11 protein-coding genes are annotated in these 13,728 nt (G+C 75.2%); 5 read left to right on the forward strand and 6 right to left on the reverse strand.

What is annotated here, in order from left to right; translation table 11 throughout:
* Positions 1-48 precede the first annotated feature (48 nt).
* Genes ACF1ED_RS04905 through ACF1ED_RS04920 form a run of 4 tightly spaced genes read right to left on the reverse strand, consistent with a single transcriptional unit; the run spans position 49 to position 4,709 of the window.
* Positions 49-765 (reverse strand): ATP/GTP-binding protein, encoded by a 717-nt coding sequence (locus ACF1ED_RS04905; protein WP_391756980.1) that lies wholly within the window; start codon positions 763-765, stop codon positions 49-51.
* Complete coding sequence (locus ACF1ED_RS04910) at positions 746-1,159, reverse strand: DUF742 domain-containing protein (protein WP_391756981.1); 414 nt, start codon at positions 1,157-1,159, stop codon at positions 746-748. Before ACF1ED_RS04910 ends, ACF1ED_RS04905 begins: the two co-directional genes overlap by 20 nt.
* Complete coding sequence (locus ACF1ED_RS04915; protein WP_391756982.1) at positions 1,156-1,668, reverse strand: roadblock/LC7 domain-containing protein; 513 nt, start codon at positions 1,666-1,668, stop codon at positions 1,156-1,158. Before ACF1ED_RS04915 ends, ACF1ED_RS04910 begins: the two co-directional genes overlap by 4 nt.
* A complete protein-coding gene (locus tag ACF1ED_RS04920; RefSeq protein WP_391756983.1) occupies positions 1,665-4,709 on the reverse strand; it encodes a nitrate- and nitrite sensing domain-containing protein in 3,045 nt (1,014 codons plus the stop codon). Before ACF1ED_RS04920 ends, ACF1ED_RS04915 begins: the two co-directional genes overlap by 4 nt.
* 396 nt (positions 4,710-5,105) lie before the next feature.
* Here ACF1ED_RS04920 and ACF1ED_RS04925 point away from each other — a divergent pair, with 396 nt between their 5' ends.
* A complete protein-coding gene (locus tag ACF1ED_RS04925; protein WP_391756984.1) occupies positions 5,106-5,879 on the forward strand; it encodes a hypothetical protein in 774 nt (257 codons plus the stop codon).
* A 9-nt stretch (positions 5,880-5,888) separates the two neighbouring features.
* On the opposite strand, the gene ACF1ED_RS04930 is transcribed toward ACF1ED_RS04925, so the two are convergent.
* Complete coding sequence (locus tag ACF1ED_RS04930; protein WP_391757505.1) at positions 5,889-6,365, reverse strand: MarR family winged helix-turn-helix transcriptional regulator; 477 nt, start codon at positions 6,363-6,365, stop codon at positions 5,889-5,891.
* A gap of 699 nt (positions 6,366-7,064) precedes the next feature.
* On the opposite strand from ACF1ED_RS04930, the gene ACF1ED_RS04935 reads away from it, so the two are divergent.
* From ACF1ED_RS04935 to ACF1ED_RS04945, 3 genes are all read left to right on the forward strand, one after another.
* Positions 7,065-7,898: a lysozyme gene (locus tag ACF1ED_RS04935; RefSeq protein WP_391756985.1), complete on the forward strand. Its 834-nt coding sequence runs from the start codon at positions 7,065-7,067 to the stop codon at positions 7,896-7,898.
* A gap of 208 nt (positions 7,899-8,106) precedes the next feature.
* Positions 8,107-8,991, forward strand: a complete 885-nt coding sequence (locus ACF1ED_RS04940) for a lytic polysaccharide monooxygenase (RefSeq protein WP_391756986.1) — start codon at positions 8,107-8,109, stop codon at positions 8,989-8,991.
* 260 nt (positions 8,992-9,251) lie between these two features.
* Positions 9,252-10,403 carry a glutamate--cysteine ligase gene (locus ACF1ED_RS04945; RefSeq protein WP_391756987.1) on the forward strand — a complete coding sequence of 384 codons (1,152 nt, stop codon included), beginning with the start codon at positions 9,252-9,254 and terminating at the stop codon, positions 10,401-10,403.
* Positions 10,404-10,469: 66 nt separating this feature from the next.
* Here the strand turns inward: ACF1ED_RS04945 and lon are convergent, their stop codons facing one another.
* On the reverse strand, positions 10,470-12,881 hold the full coding sequence (gene lon / locus ACF1ED_RS04950) for an endopeptidase La (RefSeq protein ID WP_391756988.1): 2,412 nt from the start codon (positions 12,879-12,881) through the stop codon (positions 10,470-10,472).
* 163 nt (positions 12,882-13,044) lie between these two features.
* Between lon and ACF1ED_RS04955 the strand changes: the two genes are divergently transcribed.
* Positions 13,045-13,674 (forward strand): hypothetical protein, encoded by a 630-nt coding sequence (locus ACF1ED_RS04955; RefSeq protein WP_391756989.1) that lies wholly within the window; start codon positions 13,045-13,047, stop codon positions 13,672-13,674.
* The last annotated feature ends 54 nt before the right edge of the window (positions 13,675-13,728 follow it).

Below are 13,728 nucleotides of genomic sequence, written 5' to 3' on the forward strand. Positions count from 1 at the left end.
CGGCGGGCGGGGCGCGGACGCGCTATTCGGGCGTGGCGCGGACGCGCGCTATTCGGGCGTGGCGGAGAGCGCGTGCTCGACCATGGCGAGCAGCGTCTCGACGACGCTGTACCGCTTGCGCGCGTCCATGATCACCACGGGGACGTCGGGGGTGATCGTCAGGGCCTCCCTGACGTCCTCCGGCTCGAACCGCTCGGTGCCCTCGAAGTGGTTGACGGCGACGACGTACGGCAGGCCGCAGCTCTCGAAGTAGTCGAGGGCGGGGAAGCAGTCGGTGAGGCGGCGGGTGTCGGCGAGCACGATCGCCCCGATCGCACCGCGCACCAGGTCGTCCCACATGAACCAGAAGCGCTGCTGTCCCGGTGTGCCGAAGACGTACAGGACCAGGTCGTTGTCGAGCGTGATCCGGCCGAAGTCCATCGCCACGGTGGTGGTGAGCTTGTCCGGGGTGGCGGTGAGGTCGTCGGTCTCCTCGCTGGCCCGGGTCATCAGCGCCTCGGTCTGGAGCGGGGTGATCTCCGAGACCGCGCGGACGAAGGTGGTCTTGCCGACGCCGAAGCCGCCCGCGACCACGATCTTCGTGGCGATCGGGGCACGGGTGTGGTCGAGCTGCCAGTCCTGGGCGCCGTCCTCGGGATCGGGTTCCCCGTCCGCCCGTCCGGGCTGGGCCGGGATCGTCGCGGTGGGGACGGTCTGCGCCGGAGCGGCGGCGGGGGTGTCGACGGCGGTGTCGACGGCGGTGGCGTCAGAGACGGCGGAGTCCACTCAGCACCCTTTCGAGGAGCGCGCGGTCGGGCTGGCCGGTGTCGTGACCGGTCCCGTACACACGGATCTTTCCCTGGTCGGCCAGGTCGCTGAGCAGCACCCGGACGACACCCAACGGCATCTTGAGAAGGGCCGAGATCTCCGCCACCGTCCGCATCCGGCGGCATATCTCGACGATGGCGCGCATCTCGGGCATGAGCCCGCGGGCGCCGGGGCCGCCGTCCGTGAGGACCTTGCGGGCGGCCGGCGCCTCCAGGGCGGCCACGAAGGTCTCGACGAGCAGCACGTGTCCGAAGCGGGTGCGGCCGCCGGTCAGCGAGTACGGGCGCACGCGCGCGGGGCGCCGCCCCTCGCCCCGGACCGGCAGCCGGTGGGCGGCGGTCAGCGAGGTCACCGGTAGCTCTCCATCGACTTGCGCAGTTCGCTGCGGACCTCGGGGGTGAGGACGTGTCCGGCGCGGCCCACGAAGAGCGCCATGTGGTAGGCGATGACGCTCATGTCGCAGTCGGGGGTGGCGTGCACGCCGAGCAGCGAGCCGTCGCTGATCGACATGACGAAGACGCTGCCCTCGTCCATGGCGACCATGGTCTGCTTCACGCCGCCGCCGTCCATGAGCCGCGCGGCGCCGATGGTGAGGCTGCCGATGCCCGAGACGATGGTGGCCAGGTCGGCGCTGGAGCCGCGCGGGCCCCGGGGGCGGGCCGCCCCGTCGGCGGCGGGGTCCGGCCGCTCCTCGGGGTCGGAGGAGAGCAGCAGGAGCCCGTCGGAGGAGACGACGGCGACCGAGCGGACGCCCGGCACCTCCTCCACGAGGTTGCCCAGCAGCCATTGCAGGTTGCGGGCCTCCGTGCTCAGTCCGTACGTACCGGTGGTGCTCGTGGTGCTCGTTCCCGTGGCGGTCAACTGCGTGCCTCCTCGACTGTGTCCCCCGTCATCTCCTCTGTGCGCGCGGTGCTCTCGGCTGCTATCTCCGCTTCGACGTCCCGGCGCCCGGCCACGGCGCCCTGGTGGAAGCCGCCCAGGCGGCGGCGGAGCGCGTCGGCGTCGACCGCGCCCCGGCGGGGGGCGGTGGGCTCCGCGGGGGCGCGGACCACCTGGGGGGTCCGCTTGGGCAGGCCCTTGTCGGTCACCCGCTCCCACTGGGCGGGACGCGGCCCGGGCACCTGAGCCTCGTCGGCGGGCCCGCCCTGCTCGGGCACGGTCTGCTCGGGTGCGGGCTGCTCGGACGCCGGCTGCTCGGGTGCTGCCTGGTCCGGTACGGACGGCTCCGGTACGGACGGCTCCGGTACGGGGGCGAACGCCGGTTCGGCGGCGCGCTCGTGGCTGTCCGGCTCGGGCGGCGGGTCGGGGAGCCGCACCTGGAGCGTGGTCTCGGAGACGGACTCGTGGACGGGCTGCTCGTGGGCGGGCTGCTCGTGGAGCGGCTCGGCCGGCGGTACGGGGAGCGGTTCCGGCCCGGCGTGGGCGGCGGGCTCGGAGCCGTGCTCCGGCGTCCCGGGCATCCCGGGCGTTCCCGTCGTCTCCGGTGCCTCGGGCTCCGCCGGCTTCCGCTCCTCCGCCGCGCGGAAGGCGCGCTCCGCCGCGTCCACGAGCGGGTCGCGGGTGCGGGACGGGAGGGTGTTGGAGTTGGCCTCGGCCTCGGAGCCGGGGAGGTTGAGGACGGGTACGGAGCCGGTGCCGGCGACCCGTACGGGCTCGGGGGCGGCCGGCGGCTCGGCCGGCAGCAGCGGGAGCGGGAGCACCACGACGGCGGCCGTGCCGCCCTGCTTCTGCTCGCGCAGCTCGACGCCGACGCCGTGGCGGGCGGCCAGCAGGGAGACGACGCGCATGCCGAGCCCCTCGCCCTCGAAGGCCTCCGGGTCGGCGGCGGCGAGGCGGGCGTTGAGGTCGGCGCGGCGCTGCTCGGGGATCCCTATGCCGGAGTCCTGGACGGAGAGCATGATCTCGCCGGTCTCCAGGAGCCAGCCGGAGAGCTGGACCTCGGCGTCCGGCGGGGAGAACGCGGTGGCGTTCTCCAGGAGTTCGGCGACCAGGTGGCTCAGGTCGTCGGCGGCGAAGCCGGCGAGCTGGGCGTGCGGCGGCAGCGACTGGATGGTGACCCGCTCGTACCGCTCGATCTCGCTGACGGCGGCGCGCAGCACGTCGACCAGCGGGACCGGGCCCGCGTGGCCGTGGACGTGCTCGTGGCCGGCGAGGACCAGCAGGTTCTCGCTGTGGCGGCGCATGACGGTCGCCATGTGGTCGAGCTTGAAGAGGGTGGCGAGGCGGTCCGGGTCCTGCTCGCGCTCCTCCAGCTTCTCGATGACGCCGAGCTGGCGGTCGACGAGGCCGAGGCTGCGCAGCGAGAGGTTGACGAAGGTGTGGTGGACCGTGCTGCGGAGCCGCTCGAAGTCGGCGGTGAGGACGGCGATGCGGCCCTGGAGCTCGGCGCGCTGGGCGGCCAGTCCGGCCTCGGCGGCCTCCTGGGCGGCGACCAGACCGGCCCGCTCGCCGGTGAGCCGGCCGGTGTGGGCGGCGAGGGCGGCGAGCTGTCCGTGGAGGGAGTTGAGGGAGCGGACGACCTGCGCGAACTCGTCGTTGCGTCCGGTGAAGCGGACGGCCTCCTCGGCGGCCGGGTCCGGCGCGGCGGCGAGCCGGGCGGCGCCGAGGCGCAGGACGGCGAGCGGCCGGGTCAGGCTGCGGGCGACGTAGGTGGAGACGCCGACGGCGAGCAGCAGGCAGCCGCCGAGGAGGGCGAGGCTCAGTTCGAGGGCGGTGACGTCGTCGTCGCGCAGGGCGGTGAGCCGCTCGACCCGCTTGGCGGCGAGCGTGGACTCGACGCCGCGCATCTGCTCGATGCGGGCGGAGAGCGCGGAGTCCAGGCCGGACGGGGAGGTGCGGGTCTCGGCCTCGGTCAGGGCGGGCTGGTCGGTGAGCCGGGCGAGGGCCAGCTCGGCGGTCTTGACCTCGGGGCCGGTGACCGTCGCGGCGAGGGAGTCGCGGGCGGCGGGGCCGGCGGACCGGTCGAAGTCGCCGAGGGCGGCCAGCTCGCGGACCCGGGCCTGCTGGGCGGCGGCGCTCAGCAGGTCGCGGGCGCGCTCTGCCTCCTCCTTGCCCTCGGGCTCCTCGGCGACGTAGGTGCCGGTGGTGGCGTCGTAGCGGAGCTCGCCGGTGGGCTCGGGCTGCGGGACGGCGAGCGCGGCGAGGAGCAGGCCGCGGGTGGCGGACGCCTGCTCGACGGCGCGGCCGAGGTCGGCGGGGGCGCGGGTGGTGCCGGCGAGGCCGGGGTCGGCGGCGCGCGGCGGGGTCAGCCGGTCGAGGTCGTCGGCGAGCTTCTGGAGGACGGCGATGACGTCGCTGTACGCCTTGTGGGCCTCCAGGGCCGTGCCCTTGCCGGTGACGGCGTCGCGGCGGACGGAGGCGACGCCGGAGAGCTCGCGCAGGAGCGCCTCGGAGGCGGCGGGGCGGATCTCGTCGATCTGCCGGTCGACCCGGGCCGCCCTGGCGGGGGTGACGACCCGGCGGTTCTTCTTGGGGCCGGTCTGCTCGTCCCGGCCGGCGGCGACGAAGGCGACGACCTCGTCGCGCTCGTCGGCGAGGGAGTGCGCGAGGGTGACGGCCTGCCGGTCGAGCTCGGCGAGGGTGACCAGACGCCGGGACTCGTTCAGCTCGGTGGAGGCGGTGAGGACGGCGGGCGCGCCGGCGCCGGCCACGATGGCGCCGACGAGGGCGACGCCGACGACGAGGCGGGTGCGGACGCGCTTGGCCCGGCCGCCGGGGGCCTGCGCGGGGGCGCGGGTGGCGGGGGCCTGCGCGGGGGCGCGGGTGGCGCTTCCGGCGCTGTTCCCCGCGTCGTTCCCGGAGGCGCTTCCGGCGTCGTTCCCGGAGGAGGGCGTGGTCCCCGCGGTCGGCGTGGTGCCGGGGGTCGGCGGCTCACCGGGGGTCTGGCTCCGCGCGCCGTTCATGCTCCGAGGCCGCTTCTTCTGCACCGGTGCTCGCATTCTTGACTCGTCCGCCCACACAGCAGAGGTGACGGCCGGTCATGAGGTTCCGCCCCCACCCCTGGTACGGCTTCCGACCATTCCAGCGCTTCTCGGCAGGGGACGGGCATCGGCCGCTCCGCCACCCGAACGAGTGAACAACACTCCTGAGTTGGCGAACAACTTCCGGCGGGAGCCGACGGGGGCCCTCGGCGGGCCCCGGCTGGAACTTCCGGGCGGGCTTTGGCAGGATGCCCGCCCGCAGCTCGCCGGAGCTTGCGATTCCGGCTTCCGCGCGGGCCACGGCCGGTTGGTACAGGCCATTTTCGGCCCTTTGCAGGTGGTGTGAAGACCCTGCGCGAGCCGGGCACACTGGACATCATGCGCAGCGAAGTCGCCACCCTTCCCGGCAGCCCCGAACGCCCCAACGAGGACTGGGTCGCCGCCGCTCTGCCCGCCTCGGGCGACGGGGGAACGCTCGTCCTCCTGGACGGCGTCACCCCTCCCGCGGGCGAGGTGGGCTGTGTGCACACGGTGCCGTGGTTCACCGCCCGACTCGGTGGAGCTTTGACCGAACTGTCCGCTTCCCGCGCCGATCTGACGCTGTCCGGGATCCTGTCGCTCGCAATCCGGCGCACCGCGGAGCTGCACGCCGACACCTGTGACCTTTCTCACGTGCGTACGCCTCAGGCGACCGTGGTCCTCGCCCGCTGGGACGCGACCTGGGTCGACCACCTCGTCCTCTCCGACTCCGTCCTGCTGCTCCGGGCGCCGGACGGCGCGGTCCGGGCGGTGCGCGACGACCGGCTGGACCGGATCCCGCGCGAGGCGCTCCGCTCCCACGCGGCGGCGGACCGGCTGCGGAACAGCGAGGGCGGCTTCTTCACGGCGGCCGCCGACCCGGCGGTGGCGGAGCGGGCGGTGACGGGCAGGACCCCGCGGGAGGAGGTGCGGGCGCTGGCCGCGCTCACGGACGGGGCGAGCCGGTGGGTCGAGCGGTTCGGCGCGGGCGACTGGACGGAGTGCGCGGACGTCCTGGCGAAGGAGGGCCCGGCGGGGCTGCTCCAGCGGGTCCGGGTCCTGGAGTCGACGAGCGCCGGCCGGTGGCGCGGGAAGCTCCACGACGACGCGACGGCCGTGTACGCGGAGCTCTGAGCGGCCCGCTCAGCCCTCGGAGCGCTGGTTGAAGTGATGGAGCAGGCGGGCCAGTTCGGCGACCTCGGCGCGGTCCCAGTCGGCGAGCTTGCGGACGTACCGCTCGCGGCGGGCGTCCCGGACGTGCCGGAAGCGGTCGCGGCCCTCGTCGGTGAGCCGCACCAGGGAGGCGCGCCCGTCGGCGGGGTCGGGGTCGCGGGCGACCAGCCCGAGCTGTTCGAGGGCGCGCAGCTGACGGCTCATCGTGGCCTTGCCGACGCCGAAGTAGCCGGAGAGCTCGGTGGCCCGCTGCGGCCCGGCGTCGTCGAGCCGCACGAAGAGCCCGTACGCGGCGGGCTCCAGCTCCGGATGGACCTCGCGCGCCATCTCCCCCGACTGCGCACGCGCCCGCCGCAGGAACACGGCGAGCTCCCGCTCCAGGGCGAGGAACTCCCGCTCGGCGGAACCGGACCGCCCGCCGGAGGCCCCGGAGACCGCCCCGGGCACGGCGACGGCCGGGCCGCCGGACGCGCCGGCGGGCACGGGAGCCTCGCCAGAGGAGCCGGCGTGCACGGCGGCCTCACCAGGGGCACCGGCGGGCACGGAGACGGCCCGGCCGGCGGACGCACCGGCGGGCACGGAAGCCGCGGAGGCCGTCCCGGACGCGGCGGCGGCCCGGCCGCCGGGTGCCCCGGCGGACGCGCCGACGGGCTCGGCGGCCTCACCAGAGAGGTCGGCGGACGCGGCGGCGGCCCGGTCGCCAGGTGCCCCTCCAGACGCGGCGGCCCGGTCGCCGGACGCGGGCGGGCGGTCGCCGGGTGCCCCTCCAGGCACGGCGGCACGGTCACCGGCCGCCCCGCCAGGCACGGCGGCACGGTCACCGGCCGCCCCGCCAGGCACGGCGGCCCGGTCGCCGGGTGTCCCGGCGGACGCGGGCGGGCGGTCGTCCGGGGTTCTTCCGGGCGTGGCGCCGTCTTCGCCGGTCGTACCGCCTGCGCGCACCCCGCACCTCCCACGCGTGTTTCGTCGGCTGAAAGTTTCCCGCTCCGGCGGGCATCGCCGCAGCTCCTTCAGTATTTCGCAGGAGTAGACCAACGGCGGAACCCGGGCCCTCTTCCACCCCCGCTGTCTACGTGCGTAGAGTCGCCGTCGAGCACGTGACTGACATGTCCACACCACCCCCACCGACCCCTCGGGAGTCACGCCATGCGTGTGCGCAGATCCGTCTCCACCCCCCTGCTCGCCGGCCTCGCCGCCACCGCCCTCGTCCTGCCGCTCGCCGGCCAGGCCGGCGCCGCCGACCCCGCCGACCGCGCCGCCGCCCCCGCGCGCGGCACCGCCCACATGGGCATGGGCGTCCTCAAGCACGACGGCCGGGGCGCGACCGCCCCCGGCGGCGTCTCGGCCCTCGCCACCTGGACGGAGGGCGTCGACGTCTCCAGCCACCAGGGGAACGTCGCCTGGTCGACCCTCTGGAACAGCGGCGTCAAGTGGGCCTACGTCAAGGCGACGGAAGGCACGTACTACAAGAACACCTACTTCACGCAGCAGTACACCGGCTCGTACAACGTCGGCATGATCCGCGGCACGTACCACTTCGCCACCCCGGACACGACCACCGGCGCCGCCCAGGCCGACTACTTCGTCAACAACGGCGGCGGCTGGTCCAAGGACGGCAAGACCCTGCCGGGCGTGCTCGACATCGAGTGGAACCCGTACGGCGCCGCCTGCTACGGCAAGACCCAGTCCGGGATGGTCACCTGGATCCGCGACTTCGTGAACCGCTACAAGGCCCGCACCGGCCGCGACGCCGTCATCTACACGGCGACCAGCTGGTGGAAGCAGTGCACCGGCAACTACTCCGGCTTCGCCACGACCAACCCGCTGTGGATCGCGCGGTACGCCTCCGAGGTCGGCGAACTCCCCGCCGGGTGGCCGTACTACACGATGTGGCAGTACACCTCCTCCGGCCCGACGGTCGGCGACCACAACCACTTCAACGGCGACCTCTCGCGCGTCCAGGCGCTCGCGAACGGCTGACGCGGGGCCCGTACGACGGCGGCTCCCGGGGTGCGGCGGCACCCCGGGGCCGCCGTTCCGCGTGCCCGGGGGCTTTTTCCGCCCACCCCCTTGCCCATTGGTATGGACCAATGCGAGTCTCTACCCCGGGCGCCCGGAGCTCAACTTCCGTGCGCCCCGCGCGCGTTGCTCGTTCCGTACTCCCCCACGCACGAGAGAGAGCCCCCGCATGCCGTCCACCCGCCGTACCGCCGCCGGCGTCGCCGCCCTGTCCGCCGCAGCCGCCCTCGTCGGCCTCACCCCCGCCACCGCGGCCGCCCACGGGGCCGTCTTCAACCCCGTGAGCCGGATCGCCGCCTGTTACGCCGAGGGCCCGGAGAGCCCCGACTCGCAGGTGTGCAAGGACCTCGTCGCCGACTCCGGCACCCAGCCGCTGTACGACTGGAACGAGGTCAACATCGCCAACGCCGACGGCAACCACAAGGCCCTCATCCCCGACGGCAAGCTCTGCTCGGCCAACCGCGAGAAGTACCGGGCCCTGGACTGGGCGCGCACCGACTGGCCCGCCACCCCGGTCTCGGCCGGCCCCTTCGGCTTCCGCGTCCGCGCCACCGCCGCCCACTCCGGCACCATGACGATGTACGTCACCAAGGCGGGCTTCGACCCGACCCAGCCGCTGAAGTGGTCCGACCTCGACGCCACCCCGGTCGCGGTGTACGGCACCACCCGCACCGCCACCGACGGCTACTACGCCTTCACCGGCAACCTCCCGGCCCGCTCCGGCCGCCACGTCGTCTACATGGTGTGGCAGCGCAACGACAGCCCCGAGGCGTTCTACAGCTGCTCGGACGTCACCTTCGGCACGGCCGCGGCCGCCTCCACCACGTCGAGGGCCGAGGCCCCGACCGAGGCCGAACTGGCCGCCGGCGCCGAGCTGTCCACGGTCAGCCACGCGGGCCACGGCGGCGACGAGCAGCCGCCGGCGCTCTCCGCCGGGGCCACCGAGGCGCCCGGCTCCCCGCTGCCGATGGCCCTGGCCGGCGCCGGCGCGCTCGCCGCCTTCGGCGGGGGCAGCCTGCTCCTCGGCCGCCGCCGCGACTCCTCCGCCTCCTAGGAGCCGGAGGCCGGCGGGAGGGGGAGGGCGGGACGGGGGTCCGCCCACCCCTCCGGCGCCCCCGGGAAGCCCCGCCCTTCCCCCCCCCCTCCCGCCCACCTCGCCCCCCGGAGTCCGCTCCGGGGGGCGATTTCGCGCCATCTGTGCGAAGAAGGGTGGAAGCGGGGCGGTTCGTGGACAGCCTTGCTGAAAAGTTTGTTCGAACGACTGCCAGCGCACCACCGTCCGCCCGTGAATCCGCCCGTGAAGGAGAGCGCTCCATGCGGAACCAGCAGCGGTGGGTCTACCACCGCGGGGAAGGGCTGCGCACGTTCGGCGTGGAGGAGGAGCTCCTCCTGGTCCATCCCGAGACCGGGCTCCCCCAGCCCCTCGCCGGCACCGTCACCGAGATCGCCGCCTGGCACGCCGACGCCGGGCCGCGGGCCGGGGGCCCGGAGCCGGCGAAGCCCGAGTTGTACTCCGAGCAGCTGGAGATCGGCACCGCCCCCTGCACCACCACCGCCCAGCTCGCCGACCAGCTGCGCTCGGCCCGGCTCGCGGCCGCGGCGGCGGCCGGGGAGGCCGGGGTCGCGGTCGCGGCGCTCGCGACCGCGCCCGTGGACTTCGGCCCGCTGCTCACCCCGGACGACCGCTACCAGCGGATCCACGACCGGTACGCCCGCCTCGTGGACGAGGAGTTCGCCTGCGCCTGCCACGTCCACGTCCACCTCTCCTCGCCCGAGGAGGGCGTGGGCGTCCTCGACCGGATCCGCCCGTGGCTCGCCCCGCTCCTCGCGCTCAGCGCCAACTCCCCCTACTGCCAGGGCGTCGACACCGGCTACGCCAGCTGGCGCCACCAGCTGTGGCAGCGCTGGCCGATGTCCGGCCCGAGCGAGCTGTACGGCGACGTGGACGCGTACGAGCGGACCACCCGCGAGATGCTCGCCAGCGACGTGCTGATCGACGACCACATGGTCTACTTCGACGCCCGGCTCTCCCGCCGCTACCCGACGGTGGAGATCCGGGTCGGCGACGTCTGCCTGGACCTGGAGGACACCGTCCTGCTGGCGGTGCTGAGCCGCGCCCTGGTGGAGACCGCGGCCCGGGAGTGGCGCCAGGGCCGGCTCCCCGACCCGGTGTCGACGGTGGTGCTGCGGCTCGCCGCCTGGCGGGCCAGCCGGTACGGCCTCGGCGGCGAGCTCCTCGACCCGCGCAGCTGGCGGCCCCTCCCGGCCGGCGAGGTGCTGCACGCCCTGCTCGACCACGTGCGCCCCGCCCTGGAGGAGGCGGGCGACCGCGAGCGCGCCGAGGCGGGCGTGGCGCGGCTGCTGGCCCGCGGCACCGGCGCGGACCTCCAGCGGGCCGCCCACGCCGGCGACCCCTCGCTGACCTCGGTGATCGTCGAGGCCGTGCGCCGTACGACCCCCGCGTGAACGGGTCCGGCCCCGGTACGCGCGCGTACCGGGGCCGGAGAGGCCGGGCCGGGGCCCGGGCTCCGGTCAGGCGGCTGTCGCGACCGGGACCCGCGCCGGGGTCAGAGCGATCTCCAGGACCTGCCGGACGTCGGTCACCGGGTGGACCTCCAGCTTCTCCAGGACCTCGGCCGGGACGTCGTCCAGATCGGCCTCGTTCCGCTTGGGGATGACCACGGTGGTGATGCCGGCCCGGTGCGCGGCGAGCAGCTTCTGCTTCAGGCCGCCGATGGGCAGCACCCGGCCGGTGAGGGAGACCTCGCCGGTCATCGCCACGTCGGTGCGGACCGGACGGCCGCTGAGCAGCGAGGCCAGCGCGGTCGTCATGGTGATGCCCGCGCTCGGGCCGTCCTTCGGGACCGCGCCCGCCGGGAAGTGGATGTGCGCGCCCCGGTCCTTCAGACCGGTGACGGGCAGCTCCAGCTCCGCGCCGTGCGAGCGGAGGAAGGAGAGCGCGATCTGCGCGGACTCCTTCATCACGTCGCCCAGCTGGCCGGTGAGGGTCAGCCCGGCGGCGCCGGTCTCCGGGTCGGCGAGGGACGCCTCCACGAAGAGGACGTCGCCGCCGGCCCCGGTCACCGCGAGGCCGGTGGCCACCCCGGGGACGGCCGTGCGCCGCTCGGCCGGGTCCTGGGCGGACTCGGGCACGTGGTGCGGCCGGCCGATGAGGTCCCGCAGGTCCTCGGGCGTGACGGTGAACGGCAGCTCCCGGTCGCCGAGTTCGTGCTGGGCGGCGACCTTCCGGAGCAGCCGCGCGACGGCCCGCTCCAGGGTCCGGACGCCGGCCTCCCGGGTGTACTCGCCGGCCAGCTTCCGCAGCGCGGCCTCGTCGAGGGTCACCTCGCCGGTCTCCAGACCGGCCCGCTCCAGCTGCCGGGGCAGCAGATGGTCGCGGGCGATGACGACCTTCTCGTCCTCGGTGTAGCCGTCGAGGCGGACCAGCTCCATGCGGTCGAGCAGGGCCTCCGGGATGGCTTCGAGGACGTTGGCCGTGGCCAGGAACACCACGTCGCTGAGGTCGAGCTCGACCTCCAGGTAGTGGTCGCGGAAGGTGTGGTTCTGCGCCGGGTCGAGGACTTCGAGCAGGGCGGCGGCGGGGTCGCCCCGGAAGTCGGAGCCGACCTTGTCGATCTCGTCCAGGAGGACCACCGGGTTCATGGACCCGGCCTCCTTGACCGCGCGGACGATCCGGCCGGGCAGGGCGCCCACGTACGTCCTCCGGTGGCCGCGGATCTCGGCCTCGTCCCGCACGCCGCCGAGGGCGACGCGGACGAACTTCCGGCCCATGGCGTGGGCGACGGACTCGCCGAGCGAGGTCTTGCCGACGCCGGGCGGGCCGACCAGGGCGAGCACGGCACCGCCGCGCCGGCCGCCGACGACGCCGAGCCCGCGCTCGGAGCGCCGCTTGCGCACGGCCAGGTACTCGGTGATGCGCTCCTTCACGTCCTCCAGGCCGAAGTGCTCGGCGTCCAGGACGGCCCGGGCGCCCCGGATGTCGTACCGGTCCTCGGTCCGCTCGTTCCACGGCAGTTCGAGGACGGTGTCGAGCCAGGTCCGGATCCAGGAGCCCTCGGGCGACTGGTCGCTGGACCGCTCCAGCTTCTCGACCTCCTTGAGCGCGGCCTCCCGGACCGCCTCGGGCAGGTCGGCGGCCTCCACGCGGGCGCGGTAGTCGTCGGACTCCTCGCCCTCCTTCTCCCCGTTGAGCTCGCGCAGTTCCTTGCGGACGGCTTCGAGCTGGCGGCGGAGCAGGAACTCGCGCTGCTGCTTGTCGACGCCCTCCTGGACGTCCTTGGCGATGGTCTCGGCGACGTCCTGCTCGGCGAGGTGCTCGCGGAGCTGGGCGGTGGCGAGCCGGAGGCGGGCGACGGGGTCGGCCGCCTCCAGGAGCGCGACCTTCTGCTCGACGGTGAGGAAGGGCGAGTAACCGGAGTTGTCGGCGAGCGCGCCGACTCCGTCGATCTGCTGGACGCGGTCGACGACCTGCCAGGCGCCGCGCTTCTTCAGCCAGCTGGTGGCGAGCGCCTTGTACTCCGTGACCAGCTCGGTCACGGCTCCGGGCAGCGGATCGGGCACGCTCTCCTCGACCGTGCTCCCCTCCACCCACAGCGCCCCGCCGGGCCCGGTCGTCCCGGCCCCGATCCGCACCCGGCCGATCCCGCGGATCAGCGCCCCCGGGTCCCCGTCCGAGAGCCGCCCCACCTGCTCGACGATCCCGAGCACACCGGTCGCGGCGTACGTCCCGTCCACCCGCGGCACCAGCAGCACCCGCGGCTTCCCGCCGCCGCCCCGGGCAGCGGCCTGCGCCGCCTCCACGGCGGCCCGCACGTCGTTGTCGGACAGGTCCAGCGGCACGACCATGCCGGGCAGCACGACCTCGTCGTCGAGCGGCAGCACAGGCAGCGTCAGCGGCACGGACGGCTTGGACTCAGAAGCCATGATCTCCCCTTCGGCAGTCAAGTTGAGCTATGCCGACTCAATGCATCTGAGCCCGCGAATGTTCCCCGGGTGCTGTTCGCTCTGAGCGATCACCCTCGAAGCCCGCCCGCGTCCCCGCGCGTTCCGGCTGCGCGGGGGCCCGGGGGCGGGCATGCTCGGGCCCATGGAGCATGGTGCGGAGCGGCGGTTCGGGCGCGGGCGGGTGTGGGCGCGGGGCGCGGTGCCCGCGGTGGTGGCGGCGCTGGTCGTCGGCGTCGGCGGCTGCGCCGACGCCGACGGACCGGCGACCGGCGGAGGCGGGAGCACCGCGAGCACGCGCGGCACGCCGAGCACGGCCAGCACGCCGAGTACGGGAGACGTACCGGACACGGAGGGCGCTCCGAGCACGACGGGCACGGCGGGCACCGGAGCCACCCCGGGCACCGAGGAGTCGGCCGCGGTCCCCCGGGCCGGGGCCGTGCTGGTCGAGGTCGGGGTGAGCGGCGGGTTCGCCGGGGTGGACAACCGGCTGGTGGTGCGGGAGGACGGCTCCTGGACCCTGACCTCCAGGAGCGGGGAGCCGCGCACCGGGCGGATGGCCGCCGAGGGGCTGGCCGAGCTGCGGGCCGCCCTCCAGGACCCCGCCTACGCGCGCGTGCCCGAGCGGCCGTCAGGGCCCGCCGTCGCCGACGGCTTCCGGTACTCCGTGACGCACGACGGCCGGCTCGTCGTCGCGGGCGACGGCGAGCGGCCCGCCGCCCTCCAGCGGGTCTTCGACGCCCTCCCCGGGGGCGGCCCGCCGACGGCTCCGTGAAGCGGGCGGCCCCGCGCCCCCGAGGACCCCTCGCCCGGGCCCCGTCCGACGGGG

The sequence above is a fragment of the Streptomyces sp. NPDC014656 genome (assembly GCF_043084305.1).
In the GTDB taxonomy this organism is placed as follows: Bacteria; Actinomycetota; Actinomycetes; order Streptomycetales; family Streptomycetaceae; genus Streptomyces.